18 protein-coding genes are annotated in these 19,026 nt (G+C 73.2%); 10 read left to right on the forward strand and 8 right to left on the reverse strand.

The annotated features are described in order from the left end of the window. Window positions 1–69: 69 nt before the first annotated feature. Complete coding sequence (locus tag BOQ63_RS30870; RefSeq protein ID WP_072655301.1) at window positions 70–324, forward strand: acyl carrier protein; 255 nt, start codon at window positions 70–72, stop codon at window positions 322–324. A gap of 2 nt (window positions 325–326) precedes the next feature. Further along, window positions 327–2,156: an asparagine synthase (glutamine-hydrolyzing) gene (gene asnB, locus BOQ63_RS30875; RefSeq protein ID WP_030549942.1), complete on the forward strand. Its 1,830-nt coding sequence runs from the start codon at window positions 327–329 to the stop codon at window positions 2,154–2,156. Here asnB and BOQ63_RS30880 read toward each other — a convergent pair. Further along, window positions 2,140–2,637 (reverse strand): MarR family winged helix-turn-helix transcriptional regulator, encoded by a 498-nt coding sequence (locus BOQ63_RS30880; protein ID WP_046385709.1) that lies wholly within the window; start codon window positions 2,635–2,637, stop codon window positions 2,140–2,142. The genes asnB and BOQ63_RS30880 overlap by 17 nt on opposite strands. 141 nt (window positions 2,638–2,778) lie before the next feature. Here BOQ63_RS30880 and tcr3 point away from each other — a divergent pair, with 141 nt between their 5' ends. After that, window positions 2,779–4,311 (forward strand): tetracycline efflux MFS transporter Tcr3, encoded by a 1,533-nt coding sequence (gene tcr3, locus BOQ63_RS30885; RefSeq protein WP_030282584.1) that lies wholly within the window; start codon window positions 2,779–2,781, stop codon window positions 4,309–4,311. A gap of 205 nt (window positions 4,312–4,516) precedes the next feature. Continuing rightward, complete coding sequence (ctcQ, locus tag BOQ63_RS30890) at window positions 4,517–5,092, forward strand: flavin reductase CtcQ (RefSeq protein WP_030282588.1); 576 nt, start codon at window positions 4,517–4,519, stop codon at window positions 5,090–5,092. An 80-nt stretch (window positions 5,093–5,172) separates the two neighbouring features. On the opposite strand, the gene BOQ63_RS30895 is transcribed toward ctcQ, so the two are convergent. From BOQ63_RS30895 to BOQ63_RS30905, 3 genes are read right to left on the reverse strand one after another with little or no spacing between them, the layout of a single operon-like run. Further along, window positions 5,173–6,840: an NAD(P)/FAD-dependent oxidoreductase gene (locus BOQ63_RS30895; protein ID WP_030282590.1), complete on the reverse strand. Its 1,668-nt coding sequence runs from the start codon at window positions 6,838–6,840 to the stop codon at window positions 5,173–5,175. Between the two features lie 17 nt (window positions 6,841–6,857). Then, window positions 6,858–7,892 carry a methyltransferase gene (locus tag BOQ63_RS30900; protein WP_046385710.1) on the reverse strand — a complete coding sequence of 345 codons (1,035 nt, stop codon included), beginning with the start codon at window positions 7,890–7,892 and terminating at the stop codon, window positions 6,858–6,860. Window positions 7,893–7,920: 28 nt separating this feature from the next. Next, complete coding sequence (locus tag BOQ63_RS30905) at window positions 7,921–9,393, reverse strand: FAD-dependent monooxygenase (RefSeq protein WP_037829093.1); 1,473 nt, start codon at window positions 9,391–9,393, stop codon at window positions 7,921–7,923. 164 nt (window positions 9,394–9,557) lie between these two features. Here BOQ63_RS30905 and BOQ63_RS30910 point away from each other — a divergent pair, with 164 nt between their 5' ends. Together BOQ63_RS30910 and dapC are read left to right on the forward strand one after the other, a co-directional pair. Continuing rightward, window positions 9,558–9,980 (forward strand): PPOX class F420-dependent oxidoreductase, encoded by a 423-nt coding sequence (locus tag BOQ63_RS30910; protein ID WP_030597156.1) that lies wholly within the window; start codon window positions 9,558–9,560, stop codon window positions 9,978–9,980. Further along, complete coding sequence (gene dapC / locus BOQ63_RS30915) at window positions 9,977–11,068, forward strand: succinyldiaminopimelate transaminase (protein ID WP_318299383.1); 1,092 nt, start codon at window positions 9,977–9,979, stop codon at window positions 11,066–11,068. Before BOQ63_RS30910 ends, dapC begins: the two co-directional genes overlap by 4 nt. 149 nt (window positions 11,069–11,217) lie before the next feature. Here dapC and BOQ63_RS30920 read toward each other — a convergent pair whose 3' ends face one another. From BOQ63_RS30920 to BOQ63_RS30935, 4 genes are read right to left on the reverse strand one after another with little or no spacing between them, the layout of a single operon-like run. Then, entirely contained in the window at window positions 11,218–12,255 is a 1,038-nt protein-coding gene (locus tag BOQ63_RS30920; RefSeq protein WP_030282601.1) for a methyltransferase, read from the reverse strand. A 13-nt stretch (window positions 12,256–12,268) separates the two neighbouring features. Further along, the gene (locus tag BOQ63_RS30925; protein ID WP_030282603.1) at window positions 12,269–12,559 is read right to left on the reverse strand and encodes an antibiotic biosynthesis monooxygenase family protein; all 291 of its coding nucleotides are present in this window, start codon (window positions 12,557–12,559) and stop codon (window positions 12,269–12,271) included. Window positions 12,560–12,602: 43 nt separating this feature from the next. After that, on the reverse strand, window positions 12,603–14,156 hold the full coding sequence (locus tag BOQ63_RS30930; RefSeq protein ID WP_079183827.1) for a class I adenylate-forming enzyme family protein: 1,554 nt from the start codon (window positions 14,154–14,156) through the stop codon (window positions 12,603–12,605). A gap of 12 nt (window positions 14,157–14,168) precedes the next feature. Next, entirely contained in the window at window positions 14,169–14,585 is a 417-nt protein-coding gene (locus tag BOQ63_RS30935; RefSeq protein ID WP_030282608.1) for a nuclear transport factor 2 family protein, read from the reverse strand. A 234-nt stretch (window positions 14,586–14,819) separates the two neighbouring features. Here BOQ63_RS30935 and BOQ63_RS30940 point away from each other — a divergent pair, with 234 nt between their 5' ends. From BOQ63_RS30940 to BOQ63_RS30955, 4 genes are read left to right on the forward strand one after another with little or no spacing between them, the layout of a single operon-like run. Beyond that, window positions 14,820–15,608 (forward strand): SDR family NAD(P)-dependent oxidoreductase, encoded by a 789-nt coding sequence (locus BOQ63_RS30940; protein WP_072655303.1) that lies wholly within the window; start codon window positions 14,820–14,822, stop codon window positions 15,606–15,608. A gap of 60 nt (window positions 15,609–15,668) precedes the next feature. Continuing rightward, window positions 15,669–16,607, forward strand: a complete 939-nt coding sequence (locus BOQ63_RS30945; RefSeq protein ID WP_030282611.1) for an aromatase/cyclase — start codon at window positions 15,669–15,671, stop codon at window positions 16,605–16,607. Further along, window positions 16,600–18,225, forward strand: coding sequence for an FAD-dependent oxidoreductase (locus tag BOQ63_RS30950; RefSeq protein ID WP_072655304.1), 1,626 nt, complete (start codon window positions 16,600–16,602; stop codon window positions 18,223–18,225). Before BOQ63_RS30945 ends, BOQ63_RS30950 begins: the two co-directional genes overlap by 8 nt. Further along, window positions 18,212–18,982 carry a cyclase family protein gene (locus tag BOQ63_RS30955; RefSeq protein ID WP_030282616.1) on the forward strand — a complete coding sequence of 257 codons (771 nt, stop codon included), beginning with the start codon at window positions 18,212–18,214 and terminating at the stop codon, window positions 18,980–18,982. Before BOQ63_RS30950 ends, BOQ63_RS30955 begins: the two co-directional genes overlap by 14 nt. Window positions 18,983–19,026 lie beyond the last annotated feature (44 nt).

Consider the following 19,026-nt stretch of genomic DNA (forward strand, 5'->3'; position numbering starts at 1 on the left):
CCGGGCCGGCCGCCCGCCCGCCTGACCTTCCGGATTCGACAGACCGACCCACCGATGTGAGGAACAGCCATGGCAGAGTTCACCCTTGACGACCTGATCGCCGTGCTGAAGGAGGCTGCCGGAGCCGACGAGGGCGTCGCCCTCGACGACATCCTGGACGTCCCCTTCGCCGACCTCGGCTACGACTCGCTCGCCCTGTTCAACACCCTCAACACCATCGAGCGCGAGCGCGGCATCACCCTGCCCGACGAGACCGTGGTGGAGGCCACCACGCCGCGGATGCTCCTGGACGCGGTCAACCTCGGTCTCGCCACGGCCGGCTGAGCATGTGCGGAATCGTGGGGGTGGTCGACTACGACGCCCCGGCCGAACACCGCCGGGACCTGCTCCAGGCGATGACCGACACCATGGCCTGCCGGGGGCCGGACGCCGAGGGCCTCTGGTTCGGCCGCGCGGCCGGGCTCGGTCACCGGCGCCTGTCGGTGATCGACCCCGAGCACGGCCGGCAGCCGATGACCGCGGAACACGAGGGCCGCGGCGCGGCGATCACCTTCAGCGGCGAGATCTACAACTTCCGTGAGCTGCGCGCCGAACTCACCTCGCACGGCCACCGGTTCAGGACGTCCTGCGATACCGAGGTCGTCCTGCGCGGCTACCTCCAGTGGGGCGCCGCGCTGGTCGAGAGGCTCAACGGGATGTTCGCCTTCGCCGTCTGGGACGAGCACAGCGAGGAACTCCTGCTGGTCCGCGACCGGATGGGCGTCAAGCCGCTCTACTACTGGCCGACCGCCGCCGGCGTGCGCTTCGGCTCGGAGCCCAAGGCCGTCCTGGCGGACCGGACCCTGTCCCGCCGGGTCGGCCCGGACGGGCTGTGCGAGGTGCTGGACATGGTGAAGACGCCCGAGGCGGCCGTCTTCTCCGGGCTCGTCGAGGTCCGTCCGGGTCAGCTCGTCCGGGTGGGGCGCGGCGGGGTGCGCCGGCAGACGTACTGGCGGCTGGAGGCCCGCGAGCACACCGACGACCTGCCGACGACCATCGGCACCGTCCGTGACCTGCTCGCCGACACCGTCACCCGTCAGCTGGTCTCGGACGTCCCGCTGGGCACGCTGCTCTCCGGCGGCCTGGACTCGTCGGCCGTGACGGCGCTGGCCGCCCGCAGCGGGCCGGTGCGCTCCTTCTCGGTGGACTTCCGGGGCGCCGCCGACGCCTTCGCCTCCGACGCCGTCCGGCGGGAGGCGGACGCGCCGTACGTGCGCGAGCTGGCGGGGCACGTCGGAGCGGACCACCTGGAGGTGCTGCTGGACAGCCCCGGCCTGTCGGACCCGGCGGTGCGTTCCGCGGTGCTGCGCGCCACCGACCTGCCGCCCGCGTACTGGGGCGACATGTGGCCCTCGCTCTACCTGTTCTTCCGCGCGGTGCGGGAGAACGTCACGGTGGCGCTGTCCGGCGAGGCCGCGGACGAACTCTTCGGCGGCTACCGGTGGTTCCGCAACCCGTTGGCCCTGCGGGCGGCCACCTTCCCGTGGCTCACCCCGGGTTCGGCGCGCTACTTCGGCGGCAGCTCGCTGTTCCAGGCGGGTCTGCTGGACAAGCTCGACCTGGACGGCTACCGGGCGGCCCGGTACGCCGAGGCGCTCGCCGAAGTGCCGGTGCTGCCGGGTGAGTCGGCGCCCGAGAGGCGGATGCGCGAGATCGGTCACCTGAACCTGACCCGCTTCGTGCAGACCCTGCTCGACCGCAAGGACCGGATGAGCATGGCGGTCGGCCTCGAGGTGCGGGTGCCGTTCTGCGACCACCGGCTCGTGGAGTACGTCTTCAACGTGCCCTGGGAGATGAAGAGTTTCGACGGCCGGGAGAAGAGCCTGCTGCGGGCGGCGGTGGCCGACCTGCTGCCGCGCTCGGTGGTCGAGCGGGTGAAGACCCCGTACCCGGCGACCCAGGATCCGGGCTACGAGGGCGCCCTGCGGGCCGAACTGGCCGGGGTGCTCGCCGATCCGGACGCTCCGGTGCTGCCGCTGCTGGACCGCGAGCGGGCCCTGGCCGCGGCTGCCCGTCCGACCGGGGCGGTGAGCCGGCCCTACGACCGGGGCAGTCTGGAGCTGGTGCTGTGGCTCAACTCCTGGCTCGCCGAGTACGAGGTCACGCTGGACCTGTGACGTCGGCGGCGTCCGCGCCGCCGACCGCCGTCGGGGGCAGCCCCTCGGCCAGGACCGCCCGAAGGCCACGCAGCAGCCGCAGCGTGGCCTTCAGGTCGTCCGGATCCAGGCCGCCCGCGAGGTGCTCCATCCACAGGCGTTCGGCGGGTTCGATCCGGGCGAGGGCGTCGGTGCCCTTGGCGGTCAGCGAGACCAACGGGGCCCGCCGGTCGGCCGGGTTGGGGGAGGTGCTGACCAGGCCCTCCTCGACCAGCTTCACCACGGTCTGCTGGACGGCCTGGCGGCGCAGCCCGCGCTCGCGCGCCAGGTGGGCGGCGCTCTGCGGCCCCTCGGCCAGCAGCCCGAGGACCTGCCAGCGCGCGGAGGTGAGCCCGAAGCGGGCGGACAGCGCGTCGCCCGCGCGCAGCAGGGCTCCGTTGACGGCGAACAGTTCGGTGGTGATGTCACTCAAGGTCTCGGCCGCGGGGGAGAGATCGGTCATGGGGGCAGCCTAATCGCAGGCTCTCCACGGCCAGCCTAGCCTCGTCCGGGCCGGGATTTCGGCAAGAACTTGTCATTCCGCCACGGTAGCCACTACGCTCAGTTCGACAAGACCTTGTCGAATTCGGTGGGAGAAATGGGAATGGCGAACGCCACCTCGCAGACCGGCGAGGCCGTCGCGGACGAGGCCGGCGGCCCCGCCGGCTTCACTCACCGCCAGATCATCACCGCGCTGTCCGGGCTCCTGTTGGCCGTGCTGCTCGCCGCACTCGACCAGACGATCGTCTCCACCGCGCTGCGTACGATCGGCGACCAACTGCACGGCCAGACCGTCCAGGCCTGGGTGATCACCGGCTACCTGGTCAGCTCCACGATCGCGATGCCGTTCTACGGCAAGCTGTCCGACATCTACGGCCGCAAGCCGCTCTATCTGGCGGCGATCGCGGTCTTCATCGTCGGCTCGGCGGCCTGCGCGATGGCGAACTCGATGGAGACGCTGGCGATCGCCCGCGTCCTCCAGGGCTTCGGCGGCGCCGGGCTGATGTCGCTGCCGACGGCCGTCATCGCCGACCTCGCCCCGGTGCGCGAGCGCGGGCGCTACTTCTCGTACCTGATGATGGCCTGGGTGGCGGCCAGTGTGCTCGGCCCGCTCGTCGGGGGCCTGTTCGCGGGCGCCGGCGAGATCCTCGGGGTGACCGGCTGGCGCTGGGCCTTCCTGATCAACGTGCCGCTCGGTCTCGTGGCGCTGCTCAGCGTGCGCAAGGCGCTCAACCTGCCGCACCGCAGGGTGGACCACCCGATCGACTTCCGGGGGGCGCTCACCCTGGCGCTCTGCCTGGTGCCGCTGCTGATCGTGGCGGAGGAGGGCCTCGACTGGGGCTGGGGATCGGCGCGTTCGCTGACGCTGTTCGCCGTCTCGCTGATCGGCCTGGTGCTGTTCGTGCTCGCCGAGCGGGCCCGCGGGCTGGAGGCGATGGTCCCGCTGCGGCTGTTCCGGCGCGGTGGCATCACGATGGCCACGGCCGTCAACTTCACCATCGGCGTCGGCATCTTCGGTACGGTCTCCACCCTGCCGCTGTTCCTGCAGCTGGTGCAGGGGCGCAGTGCCACCGTCGCCGGACTGGTGATCATCCCGGTGATGACCGGGGCGATCGTCTCCCAGACGATCTGCGCCAAGATCATCAAGAAGTGGAACCGCTACAAGAAGCCCGCGATCGTGGGCCTCGGCTCGATGGCCGGAGCATTGCTGTCGCTCTCCGCCGCGGGCGCGGACACCCCGCTCGCGGTGATCGTGGTGATCGCGGCCTGGCTGGGCTTCGGCATCGGGCTCTCCCAGACCGTCATCACCCTGGCGATCCAGAGCTCGGCGCCCAAGTCCGAGCTGGGCGTGGCCAACGCCGCCTCCGGTCTGTTCCGCCAGCTCGGCGGCACGAGCGGCGCCGCCGTCTTCATGTCGGTGCTGTTCGGCGTCGCCGCCGGCAGGCTCGACGGGGCCGACCCGGACGAGGCCGTGCGCCGTGCGCTCTCCGACCCGGACTCCACCGGCGGCCTGAGCGCCTCGGCGGTCGACGCCTTCACCTCGGGCTTCGACACGATGTTCCTGGTCGGCGGCCTGATCCTTGCGGTGGGCTTCCTGCTCACCTTCCCGCTGCGGGAACTGCGCGACGAGGAGTGAGCGCGCGCACGCGCACCCCCTGAACCCGCGTACCCCCGGTCACCCCCGTGCCGGGGGTACGCGCTTTTCCGCTCCGGCTCCGTCCGCGTCCGCGCGCCCTCGCGCGCGCCCGTTCGCGTGCGCGGAGGGCCCGACGACGGCCCGGCGCCGGCTCGAAGGCGCCCCGCGAGCATGGGGGCACCGACCCGCCGAGAGTGGAGGACCGATGCCCCCCGAACCCCTGTCCCTGCCGCTGGACCTGGCCCCCGGCCTGGTGGACGGCGACACCTTCCTGTCGATCATGGGCGCCCTGCCGACCGGGGTCACCGTGGTGACGACCCTGGGACCGGACGGGGAGCCGTACGGGTTGACCTGTTCGGCCGCCTGCAGCGTCTCCAAGGCCCCGCCCCTGCTGCTGGTCTGCATCAACCGCGACAGCCGGGTGCTGAAGGCCCTCCTGGAGCGCGGCGAGTTCGCCGTCAACGTGCTGCGCGGCGGAGGGGAGTCCACGTCCGCGCGCTTCGCCGCGCCCGTGGACGACCGCTTCCGGGACGTCCGGTGGGAGCCGGGCAGCGCCGGTGGCGTGCCGGTCATGTCGGCCGACGTCGTCGCGCACGCCGAGTGCCGGGTCGCCGCGGCCCTCGACGCGGGCGACCACACCATCGTGATCGGCGCGGTGGTGGCCGGCGGGCCCCGGCCCGAGGTGCCCAGCCCGCTGATGTACTGGCGCCGCTCCTACGCCCGCTGGCCGGTGGAGGAGGATCCGCGGACGGCCGCCCTGACCCTGGCGGCCGAGGGCTGAGCCCGCCCGCGTGCGGCGAACGGCGAGGGCCGCGTCCGGGAGCACCTCCCCGGACGCGGCCCTCGCCGTTGCCCCTCGTGTTACGGCTTGACCCGCATCGCCGCCCTGACCTCCTCGGCGCTGGCGGCCAGCAGCTCACGGATCTCCGGGCGGTGGTGACCGGTGGCCCACTCCGCGATCCGGATCATCTTGTCCGCCGTCGGGTTGATGTGGTGGGTGTCGGGGTCGTTGAAGCCCAGGGCCGGCAGCATCCAGTCCGACTCGCGGACCCGCTGCTCCAGCACCCGCGCGGCCTCCTCGGCCGTGGTGTGCCCGGCGTCCACGGCCTCGCACAGCTCGGTGAGCTCGTCGAAGGCCTCCTTGTAGAAGTCCAGCGGACACCACAGGCCCGGGTACGGGTTGTCGTCCAGCGCCTGGCAGTGGCTGTCGTCGCCGGTCTCCTTGGTCCTGGTCAGTGCGTTGAGGATGCGCTTGCCGCCGATCACGCTGGCCGAGGCCCAGATCCGGAAGACCGAGTTCCACAGCGGGTAGTGCGAGAAGGAGATGAAGGAGTTGTTGACCAGCTTGTCGTTCCAGTCCAGCAGGCCCTGCTCCAGTTCCTCCACGTAGGCGAAGCGCTCGACCGCGAAGTCGTCCTCGCGCAGCGCGGCCATCAGCCGCCAGGACAGCGCGTTGATGATCTCGCAGGTGTTGGACAGGCCGCGGGAGAAGAGCGGGTCGATGAAGCCGGCCGCGTGCGACATCAGGCACCAGCGCTCGCCGACCGTCCGGCTCGAGGAGTACTGCATGCGGTCCGTTCGCACCCACTCGCGCACGCTGCGGGCGCCCTTCAACTGCCGCTGCACCGCCGGGAAGCGGTCCACGTGGGACCAGAACTCCTCCTCGGGCGTCAGGTCCGGCCGGGCGGGGTAGCGGCGCTCGTCGAGCTGGATGCCGACGCTGCACAGCGGGTTGGTGGCCCCGGGGTGGTTGTTGAACGGGATGATCCACATCCAGCCGCGCTCGAAGATGTGGTGCATCGTCCCGTCGTTCCACGGCACCGGCGGGCGAAGCTCGGCCGGCGTGTCCACGTGGTCGTCGATCGCGTCCACTCCGACCATGTGGGTGAAGATCGAGCGGGCGTGGTGCTTGAGCCGGCTCGGCTCCTCCCGCAGCCCCAACTGCCGTGCCAGCGGCGAGCGGAAGCCGCTGGCGTCGACCAGGTAGCGGGCCCGGACGGTGCTGCCGTCCGCGCCGGAGACGGTCACCCCGCCGTCGTCGAACTCGATGTTCTCCACCCGGTAGTACTGCCGGGCGTCGCAGCCGTAGCGCACCGCGGCGTGGAACATGTAGGAGTCGGTGTCCTGGCGGAAGAAGTGGGCCGCGTTGCCGACGATCGAGGGGATGCGGAACTGGCTGGTCTCGTTCGGGTCCGGCTCCTCGCCGTCCCGGTGGAACATGAAGCCGAAGTTGCTCTTCTGCCCGTGCGAACTGCTGACATTGGCGAGGACGTCCTGGAAGCTCGCCAGGTTGGCGATCTCCGGCACCCCGTACCGGTCCGAGATCAGCCGCAGCACCACCAGCGTCTGCCCGATGGTGGACTCGCCGACGGCGAAGCGGGGGTGGTGGGCACCGTCCAGCAGCATGATCCGGAAGCCGTGCTTGGCGAGGATCGAGCCGAGCATGGTGCCCGACAGCCCGCTGCCGATGATGACGACGTCGTACGGCCGGTCGCCGTGCCGCGTCTGATCCGCGGTTGTGTCGGTCATGTCGAACTCCTTTTCCTTCAGACCGACTTGACGCCGATGGCGAAGTGGTCGCGGGTGATGGTGTCGGAGGCGGCGATCCGGTCGACGGTGAAGCCGGCCTCCTCCAGGTAGGCGCGGGCCTCCTGCAGCGAGTACGCCCCGGCCTCGTCCCGGATCATGGTGTGGTTGATCCGCTGCAGCAGGACCTCCGGGTCGCGCTCCTCCGGGTCGATCATGGCGTCGTACAGCACCACCAGGCCGCCCGGGCGCACCGCCTTGTGGGCGCGGCGCAGCAGCTCCCTGCGGTCCCCGACCGGCCAGTCCGGCAGGACGTGACCGAAGATCACCACGTCCGCCTCCGGCAGGTCGGTGGCGAAGAAGTCACCGCCGTGGAAGTCCACCCGGTCGGCGGTTCCGGCCGAGGCCACCAGCTCCTCGAAGAGCGGGCGCAGCGCCGGCAGGTCGAAGACCCCGCCGCGCAGGTGCGGGTGGGCGGTGACGATCCGGGAGGCGACGTTGCCGCGCCCGCCGCCGACGTCCACGAAGGAGGTGTACCGGCTCCAGTCGATCGCGCGCGCCAACTCGTCGGCCGTGAAACCGTTGTGGGCGTCCATGTGCAGCATGATCTGCCGGGCGCGGTCCAGGTCCTCGTACTGCTTGGGGTAGGCCAGCTGGCCCTGCGCGGCCACGGCCGACTTGGCCTTGCCGTCGCGCAGCGCGTCGGTCAGCTGCGCCCAGGCGTGGTAGTGCAGCCGAGCGTGCTGGCGGGCGGTGCCGCCGAGGTACGTGGGGCCGGGGAGCAGGAACTCCCGGGCGAGCTCGGAGGCCCGGTAGCCGCCGTCCTGCTCGTCCAGCAGGCCGAGGCCGACCAGGGCGTTCAGGAAGTCCTTGAACAGCCGGTGCCGGACGCCCAGTTCGGCGCGGATCTGGTCGAGCCCGGCGGAGCGCTCGGCGAGCAGCTCGAAGAGGCCGAGCTCGACCGCGCTCTGCAGCGCCTTCGCCTGGAAGTAGGCGGTGTTGAGGGCGACGATCCGGCGCGCGCGGGCGGCGGCGCTGTCGGTGGACGAGGTCATCGTGCGTCCTTTCTCAGGGGGAGGGGGATCAGGCCGCCGCGCCGAACCAGGTGGTCGCGGCGTGGTGCAGTTCCTCGGTGCGGGCCGCTTCGCCGGCCCAGGCCACGTAGCCGTCCGGGCGGACGAGGTGGGCGGTGTCCGGGTCCGGGCCGCCCGACTTGACGGTCAGGGTGTCCACGCGGTCCGCCCAGGCGGCCAGCGGCGAGGCGGTCGGGCCCTGTCCGGGGAGCAGCAGCAGACCGCGGGCCCCGGCGAAGCAATCGCTGATCCTCCGCGGCCCGTCCGCGGTGATCAGCTCGGCGTCCGGCATCCGGCGGCCGACCAGAGGGTGGTCGCCGCCGCCGTAGGCGACGTCGAAGCCGGAGAGCATGCCGGCGATGTGGCGGTTGGTGTCGGGCAGCGCCATCAGGTCGCGGAAGGTCTGGCGCAGTGCCTCGTACCGCGGGTCCGGGTCGATCAGGACGGCCTGGGTGCGGGTGTTGCGCACCACGCCGTCGGCGATCGGGCGACGCTCGCGGCCGTAGCTGTCCAGCAGCTCCTCGGTGCCGTGGCCGCGGACCACGGCGGCCAGCTTCCAGCCGAGGTTGACGGCGTCCTGGAAGCCCAGGTTGAGCCCCTGGCCGCCGGCCGGCAGGTGGATGTGCGCGGCGTCGCCGGCCAGCAGCACCCGGCCCAGCCGGTAGGAGTCGGCCAGCCGGGAGACGTCGGTGAGGCGGGACAGCCAGGTGACGTCGTGCATCCCGTGGTCACTGCCGGTGTGCTCGACCAGTGCGGCGCGCATCTCCTCCTCGGTGACCGGGGCGCGGCGGTCGGCGAAGGGCCGGTCGAACCAGGCGACGGTGGCCCGGTAGACGCCCGGCTGGTGCTGGAAGGCGCCGAACCAGGACCGCTTGGCGGGGTTGACCAGGCCCACCGGCCGCATTGGGCCGAGGCCCTCGCCGCGCGGCAGGTCGCCGCTGAAGCGCATGTCGCCGATGAGGGCGTACATGTGCGGGTCCTGTCCGGTGAAGCCGATGCCGGCGGCCTTGCGGACGGTGCTGCCGCCGCCGTCGCAGCCGACCAGGTACCGTGCCCGAAGCAGGCCCGTGTCCGTCTCGACGGTGACCCCGTCGGCGTCCTGGGCGAAGCCGGTGACGCCCGAGCCGCGCACGATCCGCACGCCCAGTTCGCGGGCCCGTTCGGCGAGCAGCTCCTCGGTGCGCAGTTGGGGCACCAGCAGCACGTACGGGTGGCGGGTGTCGAACTCCTCGAAGCGCATCGGCACGCCCAGGCTGGCGAAGTTGCCGCCCTGCAGCACGCCCGCGCCCTCCTTGAAGCGGTCGAGCAGCCCGCGCAGTTCGAGCAGTTCCACGGTGCGGCCCTGCATGCCCATGGCCTTGGAGTGCTTCTCCGGCTCGCGGCGCCGTTCCACCACCACCGCCCGGGCTCCGCCCAGGGCCAGTTCGCAGGCGAGCATCAGGCCCGTCGGCCCCGCTCCCGCCACCACCACATCGCAGTCCAACGCGACCTCCCGTCTCGGTCCGGTACGACGGCCTCACCGTGTCAGCCGGACTTCGAGCCGGAGTCCAGCGCGGGTACGCGAGCAGGCCGAACGGCACCAAGGCCGCTCGAAGCAGGCTGCCTAGCGTGGGCGCCGACCCTGACCCGCAGACACCGAGGACAGCCATGCCATTCACCGCGAAAGAGGCCGCCTACCTGGCCTCGCAGCCGCTCGCCCGCCTGGCCACCGTGGACGGCCGGGGACAGCCGCACGTCGTCCCGCTGGGCTTCCACTACAACGCCGAGCTCGGCACCGTCGACGTGACCGGGCGCGGCATGGCCCGCAGCCTCAAGTACCGCCACGTGCAGGGGCATCCGCGGGTGTCGCTGGTGGTGGACGACATCGTGGACGCGCAGCGCTGGGTCGTCCGCGGGATCGAGATCCGGGGCACCGCCGTCGCGCTGGCGACCGGCGGCAAGGAGATCCTGCCGCACGTCGACGACGAGCTGATCCGGATCACGCCGGAGCGGATCGTCTCCTGGGGCATCGACTCCGACTGCCAGGCTCCGCCGCTGGCCCGCAACGTCGGGGCGGGGGCGCAGGCATGATCGAGCGGCTGCCGAAGTTCCCCTGGGACGTTCTGTTCCCGTACCGCAGGCGCGCGGCCGCCCACCCCGACGGGTTGGTCAACCTGGCGCTCGGTGACCCGGTCGACCCGACCCCGGAGGCCGTGCGCGCGGCCCTGGCCGCCGCGGCCGACGCCCCGGGCTACCCGTCCACCGAGGGCACGCCCGCGCTGCGGGCCGCCGCCGCGGCCTGGCTGCTGCGCCGCGAGGGCGTGAGCGTCGAGCCGGAGGCCGTGATCCCGGCGGTCGGCACCAAGGAGCTGATCGCCTGGCTGCCCACCATGCTGGGCCTGGGCCCGGGGGACGTCGTCCTCGCCCCCCAACTGTCCTTCCCCACCTACGAGGTGAGCGCTCGACTGGCCGGTGCCACCTTCGTCCGGACGGACGACCCGCTGAGCTACGACGGCCCCGCGCCGCGCCTGCTGTGGCTGAACTCCCCGTCCAACCCGGAGGGCCGGGTGCTCGACGCCGCCGAACTGCGCGCGGTCGTCGAGTGGGCGCGCGAGCGCGGCACCCTGGTGGTCAACGACGAGTGCTACCTGGACCACGTGTGGGAGCGCTCGACCCGCTCGGTGCTCCACGCCGAGGTCACCGGCGGCGACCACCACGGCGTACTGGCGGTGCACTCGCTGTCCAAGCGCTTCAACCTGGCCGGCTACCGGGCGGGCTTCGCCGCCGGCGACCCGGCCGTCATCGCGACGCTGCTGGAGGTGCGCAAGCACGCCGGCCACATGGTCCCCGCCCCGGTGCAGGCCGCCATGGTCGCCGCGCTCGGTGACGACGCGCACCTGGCGGCCCAGCGCCAGCGCTACGCCCGGCGGCGCGAGCTGCTGCGCGGGGCGCTGGTGGACGCCGGCTTCCGGATCGAGCACTCGGCCGGTGCGCTGTTCCTCTGGGCGACCAGGGACGAGCCGTGCTGGACGACCGTCGGTGCGCTGGCCGACCGCGGCATCCTGGTGGCGCCCGGTGAGTTCTACGGCGCTGCGGCCGCCCGGCACGTGCGGGTGGCCGTCACCGAGACCGACGAGCGGGTCGAGCAGGCGGTGAAGCGGCTCGCCGAGGGCATCTGACCCCGCTCCCCTTCCCGTTCCGCCCCCGAGCCCCGTCGGCCGTGCCGACGGGGCTCACCGCCGCCCCGGACAGTGCGAGGGCCGCCGCCCCGGACAGCACGGCCGCCGCCCCCGGACGGGTCCGGGGGCGGCGGCCGTGGGCGGGCGGGTCAGCCCCGTTCGGGCACCACGCTCTCCACCAGGTGCAGGTAGGAGTTGACCGGACGGACCTCGGCCCGGGTCAGGCCCGCCTCCTCGATCAGCGAGACCAGGCCGGCCCTGGTGTGCTTGCGGCCGCCGACGTTGAGCAGCAGCAGGAGGTCCATCGCCGTGGTGAACCGCAGCTCGGGGCTGCCGTCCACCAGGTTCTCGACCACGATCACCCGGCTGCCCGGAGCAGCCGCCCGGACGACGTTGCGCAGCGTCAGGACGGTGCTCTCGTCGTCCCACTCCAGGATGTTCTTCAGCAGGTAGACGTCGGCCTGCACCGGGATCTCCCGCCGGCAGTCGCCGCCGAGCAGCGTGGCGCGCCCGGCCAGCGCACCGCCCGGCCGCAGCCGGGCGTCGGCCCCGGAGACGACCTCGGGCAGGTCCAGCAGGGTGCCGCGCAGACCGGGGTTGCGCTCCAGCAGGGTGGCCAGCACGTGCCCCTGGCCACCGGCGATGTCCACCACCGTGCCGACCCCGCCGAGGTCCAGCCGGTCGGCCAACGCGAGCGCGGAGAGCCGGCTGGACTGGGTCATCGCCCGGTCGAACACGGCCGCCGACTCGGGGGAGTGGGCGTGCAGGTGGTCGAAGAAGTCCATGCCGTGCAGCTCGGGGAAGACGGCCTTGCCGGTGCGCACCGCCTCGTCGAGGTGGCCCCACAGCTCCCAGGTCCACGGCTCGGTGCCCCAGAGCACCATGTCCTTCAGGCTGCGCGGGGTGTCCTCGCGCAGCAGCCGGGAGGCGCCGGTGTGCACGTACCGACCGTCCGGCTGCTCGGCGAACACGCCGTAGCAGGCCAGGGCGCGCAGCAGCCGCTGCAGGGTGTCCGGGTCCGCGTTCACGGCCCGGGCCAGCTCGGCCGCGCCGGCGGGCTCCTCGCCCAGGGCGTCAGCCAGGCCCAGCCGGGCCGCGGCCCGCACGGCGGCGGCGCCGGCCGCCGCCAGCCCCAGCTCGCGCAGCTGGATCACCGGCTGCGCAATGATCTCGCCGTTGTCCGTCATGGTGCTCCCCCTCTCAGGCGCCGTGCTGCGCGAGCAGGTCGAACGGGGCCGGCTCGGCCTTGGCCAGGCTCATCACCTTGCCGACCCGGGCGCGGAACTCCGGCGAGCCGGTCGCCGCCCGGTGCGAGGCCGCGTCGTCCCACTCGGCGGTCTCCACGTACACCGAGGCGTCCGTGGCGCAGCGGTACAGCCGGTGCGAGCGGAAGCCGGGCCGGCCGCTCATGAACTCGCTGATCTCGCCGACGAGCGTCTCGAACTCGGCGACGTCCCCGGTGACGGTGAAACGGTTGATGAAGGTGTACACGGTGTTCCTCCTGTGGTGGGTCGGACGGGTGGGGTGGTGCGGGTCAGAGGGAGCCGAACAGCCGGTCACGGAGCTCGCGCCGCTGGACCTTGCCCGTGGCGGAGCGCGGGATGCCCTCCACCAGGCGCAGCTGCTTCAGGTGCTCGTAGTAGGGGAGCCGGGCGTTCGCGAACGCGGCCAGGGCGGCCGGGTCGACGCCCTCGCCGCGCGGCACGACGAGGCCGACGGCGACGGCGCCGCTCAGCTCGTCGGGCTGGTCGAAGACCACACAGTCGGCGACGGCCGGGTGCCGCATCAGCACCCGCTCGATCTCGGTCGGCGACACCAGCCAGTTGTCGCACTTGAAGACGTCCTTGATCCGGTCGACGACGAACAGGCGGCCGGCCTCGTCGATCCGGCCGACGTCACCGGTGCGGAACCAGCCGTCCGCGTCGACGGCGTCGGTGGGCCCGTCGCCCAGGTAGCCCAGCATCAACTGCGGGCCCCGGACCTGGATCTCACCGCGCTCGCCCACCGGCAGCACCGCGCCGGTGCGCACGTCCACGATCCGGCAGGCCGTCCCGGCGACCGGGGGCCCACTGGAGCCGAGGGTGGGCCCCTCGGGCAGGTCGAAGTGCGTCGACGGGGACGTCTCGGCGAGGCCGTAGCCCTGGACGACCGGCACCCCGAAGTGCTCCTGCAGGGCGGTCGTCGTCCGGGGCGGCAGCGCCGATCCACCGGACAGCACCGCCCGTAGCGAGGGGATGCGGAAGCCGGGCAGCCGCTCGTCCCCGGCGAGCCGGGACAACCGCACCGGCAGGCTGTACAGGTGCGAGGCCCGCCAGGTACGGGCCAGTCCCACCAGCGCCGCGCGGTCCTCCTCCGGGCAGAGCACGTGCGTCGCGCCGACCGCGAGCGCGGTGTTCAGGTGCATCAGGTGGAAGGAGGGCAGGTTGTTGAGCGAGACGGCGTCGGCCGTCAGCCGGTGGGCGTGCGCCGACTGCGCCGCGTTCACCAGCAGGTTGCGGTGGCTGAGCCGGACGGTCTTCGGCGCGCCGGTGGTGCCGCTGGTGAACTGCAGGCAGGCGGTCTCCACCACCTCGCCGGCCGGGACGGCGGTGCGCTCCAGGGCGTCCAGGACGGGCGTGCCGTCGAGCGCGTCGGCGGTCACCACCAGTTGCCGCAGCAGCGGCAGCCGGTCCCGCAGGGCCAGGACACGGCGGTGCATCCGGGGCGACAGCACGGCCGCCCGGGCGCCGCAGGAGTTCAGGACGTGCACCAGGGTGTCGTCCGGGACGAGCGGGTTGAACATGGCGCTGGTGTTCCCGGAGCGGGAGATGCCCAGGAAGGTGACGGCGAAGTCGACGGTCAGTTCGGCGGCGATCGCGATGACCGTGCCGGGACCGCCGAACGCGGCGCGCAGCGCCTCGGCGCAGTCGCTCACCCGGGCCTCCAGCGCGGCGTGGTCGAGCACCAGGTCACCGTGCACCAGAGCTACATGACGAGGCGTCAGCTCAGCCGCGCGACGGACGAGGTCGTCGATCCGGGGCCCGCCGATCAGCTCCGCCACCACGTCCAGCGGCGGACCGAAGGTCGTACTGTCCCGTGGGAGGTCCACGGTGGCCTCCTCTCAGGCGGGCAGGTCGTCCCGGTGCACCCGGCGGTGCCGGACCTTCAACTCGCCGTCGACGCGCACCAGCTGGTCCTCACAGCTGCAGCTCAGGTGCACGGCGGCCGGCCCGCCCTTGGGCGTCGCGACGATCAGCGCGTAGGTCTTGGCGAGCACCAGGCCGTCCGGCTGCGCGGCGACCTCCAGCATCCCCAGCCAGTGCCGGTGCCGGATTCCGGCATCGGCCAGGCGCTGCGCGGCTTCCCGGGCGCCCTGCTCGATCGCCGCGCGCCCCTCCTGCGGGTGCGGGCGGGCGTTGGCGGCGAACACGCCGTCCTCGGTGAAGGTCGCGGCCCACTCGGTGACCTCACCCTCGTCCAGGTGGCGCATCTGCCGCCCGTAGAAGTGCTGGACCTCCTCGTAGAGCGAACCGGTCATGCTCCGGGCCTCCTCGTTGCGTCGGTGGTTGGGCAGCGCCGACGCTCCCACCCGCGCTTCGAATCCCGTTGGAGCGGTCGGCGTGTGCGGCGCGCTCGAACCGCAGTCGAAGCCGTCCGGGCAGGGTCGGCCCGGGGCCTGTCCCCCCGGGTTCCCGACGGGGCGCGGGGGCGGGCCCCGACCGGCGGGCCCGCCCGGGCCCGCGATCCGTGAGCGAGACAGGAGATCGATGCGATGAGCACCGTGACGACCGGCGACGTCGCCCTGGTGACCGGGGCGACCAGCGGCATCGGACTGGCCAGCGCCGAGCGGCTGGCCCGGCGCGGGCTGAGCGTCTTCATCTGCGCCCGCACCGCGCAGGGCGTCGCCGAGACGGTCGCCCGCCTGCGCGGCGAGGGCCTGGAGGTGGACGGCCTCGCGGCCGACGTCCGCTCCGCGCCGGACGTGAGCAGGCTCGTCCGGGCGGCGGTGGACCGCTTCGGCGCGATCGGCGTGCTGGTCAACAACGCCGGACGCAACGGCGGTGGCGTCACCTCCACCCTCACCGACGAGCTGTGGCAGGACGTGATCGACACCAACCTCACCAGCGTCTTCCGCGTCACCCGCGAGGTCCTCACCACCGGCGGCATGGAGGCGGCCGGGCACGGGCGGATCATCAGCGTCGCCTCCACCGGCGGCAAGCAGGGTGTCCCGCTGGGCGCCCCCTACTCGGCCTCCAAGGCCGGCGTCATCGGCTTCACCAAGGCGCTGGCCAAGGAACTCGCCCACACCGGCACCACGGTCAACGCCGTCTGCCCCGGCTACGTCGAGACGCCGATGGCCGTGCGGGTCCGCCAGGCGTACGCCGCGACCTGGGCGACCACCGAGGAGGACGTGCTCTCGCGCTTCGAGCAGAAGATCCCGCTCGGCCGCTACTCCACCGCGGAGGAGGTCGCCGGCATGGTCGACTACCTGACCACCCCCGACGCCGCGTCGGTCACCGCGCAGGCGATCAACGTCTGCGGTGGCCTCGGCATCTACTGAGCCGCACCCCACGCACCCCGCCGAACTTCACCCCGCCGACGGAAAGGGCCGGTCCCACCCATGAGCACCATCCAGCACACCACCCACTCGATCGACGTCGACGCCCCCGCCGAGGTCGTCTACACCGTCATCGCCGACGCCCTGGCCTGGCCGCGGCGCTTCGCCCCCACCCTCCACGTCGAGCGCGAGGAGCTGGGGCCGGGCGCCGAGCGCCTGCGGATCTGGGCCCGGGCCAACGGCGAGGTCAAGCACTGGACGTCCCGCCGAGACCTGGACGCCGACCTGCGCCGGATCCGCTTCCGCCAGGAGGCCTCCTCGGCCCCGGTCGCCTCGATGGCGGGGGAGTGGCAGGTCGCCGAGCGCCCCGGCGGCACCACCCTCACCCTCACCCACGAGTTCAGCGCGCTCGACGACGACCCGCAGGGCCTGCGCTGGATCAGCGAGGCGACGGACCGCAACAGCCGCAGCGAGCTCGCCGGCATCAAGGACCTCGCCGAACGCTGGAACCGGCTCGCCGAGTTCGAGTTCGAGTTCGAGGACTCGGTGCTGGTCGACGCCGCCCCGGAGGCCGTCTACGACTTCCTGCGGGACGCCGCCGCCTGGCCCGCCCGGCTGCCCCACGTCGCCCGCCTCGACCTGCGCGAGGAGGCCGGCGGCATCCAGCACATGTCCATGGACACCCGCACCGCCGACGGCTCCGAACACACCACCGAGTCCATCCGGATCTGCTTCCCGGAGTCCGGCATCGCCTACAAGCAGCTGCGCACCCCCTCCATGATGGCCGCCCACACCGGCCGTTGGACCGTCGAGTCGACCGACCGCGGAGTGCGGGTCACCTCCTGGCACGCCGTCGTCCTCAACCCCGAGGCGGTCCCCACCGTCCTCGGCCCGGACGCCACCGCCGCCACCGCCCGCCGCTTCATCCGCGAGGCCGCCGGCGGCAACAGCCGCGCCACGCTCGGCCTGGCCAAGCGCTTCGCCGAGGAACGCCGTGGCTGACCCCGCTCCGGCCGTCCTGATCGCGGGGGCCGGCCCGGTCGGCCTCACCGCGGCCCACGAACTCGCCAGGCGCGGCGTTCCCGTCCGGCTGGTCGACGCCGCGCCCGGCCCGGCCACCAGCAGCCGGGCCCTGGCGGTGCACGCCCGGACCATGGAGGTGCTCGAGCAGATGGGCGCCCTCGACCGGCTGCTGCCGCTCGGCCGGCGGGTCACCCACTTCACCATGCACCGCCGGGGCCGCACCCTCATCCGCTTCGACACCAACTACCGCTCACTGCCGACCCGTTACCCGTTCAGCCTGATGGTCGACCAGGTGGTCACCGAGCAGGTGCTGCGCGAGCGCACCGCCGAACTCGGCGTCCCCGTGGAATGGGGCGTCGAACTCGCCGCGCTGCAGCCCGGGCCCGACTCCGTGCTCGTCACCCTCCGCCACGCCGACGGGCGCACCGAGGAGACCCGGGTGCCCTGGCTGGTCGGCGCCGACGGCGGCCGCAGCACCGTGCGCAAGCAGCTCGGGATGCGCCTGATCGGCGACTCCACCGAGGTCTGGCTCAACGCCGACGTCACCCTCGACGCCGACCTCCCGCCGGACAGCAACCACCTGCTGCACACCGAGCCCGGCACCCTGCTGCTCGTCCCGTTCCCCGAGCCCGGCAAGTGGCGCGTGGTGGACACGGTGGACACCGACGGCGCCGAGGACCGCGAGCTGGTCCGCCGCCGCCTGGCCGACAAGATCGGCCGGGCGCTCGGGCGCCCCGTCCAGGTCGGCACCCCGACCTGGCTCTCCGTCTTCACCGTCCAGCAACGCCAGATCACCCGGATGCGCGAGGGCCGCTGCTTCCTCGCCGGGGATGCCGCCCACGTCCACAGCCCGGCCTCCGGGCAGGGCATGAACAGCGGTATCCAGGACGCCTACAACCTCGCCTGGAAGCTCGCCGACGTGATCCGCGGCCACGCCGGGCCCGCCCTGCTGGACAGCTACGACGCCGAGCGCGTCCCGACCGGGGCCGTGCTGCTGCGCTCCACCCGCACGGCCACCGCCCTGGTGTCGCTGCGCACCGCGCTGGCCCCGGCCCTGCTGACCGTGGGCACCGCGGCGCTGCGCCGGATCACGCCGCTGCGGCGCAAGGTCGAGGGCCGGATGATCCGGGGCTTCTGCGGACTGGCCCTCGGCTACCCGGACAGCCCGCTCACCCGCCCGGCCGGCTCGCGCGCCGGGCGGCCCTCCCCCGGGGACCGGGTGGGCTGCGACGCCCGGACGGCCGCCGGGCACCCCGGCTGGTCCGCGCTCTGCGCCGAACTCGCCGACCCCCGCTGGACCCTGCTCGCCACCCCGGCCGAGGGCGGGAGCACCGGGCACCGGGAGGCGCTCGCCCGGGTGGAGCGGCTGTTCGGCTCCGCCGTCTCCGTCCGTACCGTCGCCGACCCCGGAGCCCCGGGCGAGCTGCCCGACCCCGGGGGTATTCTGCGCCGCGAACTCGGCCTGGCACCAGGGGAGTTCCTGCTGATCCGGCCGGACGGCCACCTCGCCGCGCGGGATCGGGGGCCGGAGCGCTGCCTCGACGTCCTGCGGGACTGCGCCCTGCTGCCGGAAGGAGCCGCGCATGCGCCTCATTGACCTCTCCTCGACGATCGACGCCAACGCCTGGGAGGTGGACGGCATCCGCCACGAGGTGCTGACGCCGGCCGACGGCGCGCGCCACATGGCCGAGGGCATGCTCCGTGACCACGGCCTCGAGTTCGACGTCGCGGACCTGCCGGACGGGGAACTGCTCTCGCTGGACACCCTGACCCTGACCACCCACACCGGCACGCACGTCGACGCACCCTCCCACTACGGCAGCAGGGCCGCCTACGGAGTGCCGCGCCACATCGACGAGTTGCCGCTGGAATGGTTCATCGGGCCGGGCGTCCGGCTGGACCTCACCGACTGCGGGGTCGGGACGGTCGGCGTGGACCGGCTGCGGCGCGCCTTCGACGAGATCGACCACCGGCCGAGCGCCGGGGAGATCGTGCTGCTGCACACCGGTGCCGAACGACTCGCCGGGACTCCCGAGTACTTCACCCGGTTCGCGGGCCTGGACGGGGCGGCGACGAACCTTCTGCTCGACCTCGGCGTGCGGCTCATCGGGACGGACGCCTTCGGGCTGGACGCTCCGTTCACGCACATGCTCGCCGAGTTCCAGCGCACCCGCGACCGTTCCGTGCTGTGGCCCGCGCATTTCGCGGGCCGGCAGCGGGAGTACTGCCAGATCGAGCGTCTGAGCAATCTGGGCGCACTGCCCGCGCCGACCGGGTTCACCGTGCAGGCGTTCCCGGTCAAGATCGCCGGGGCGGGGGCGGGTTGGACGCGAGCGGTGGCACTGCTCGACTGAGGACGGAGTGCGCCACGGCTGAGGGCCCGACCACCGTCACGGTG

Origin of the sequence: Streptomyces viridifaciens (assembly GCF_001888885.2) — a bacterium.
Classification (GTDB): Bacteria; Actinomycetota; Actinomycetes; order Streptomycetales; family Streptomycetaceae; genus Kitasatospora; species Kitasatospora aureofaciens.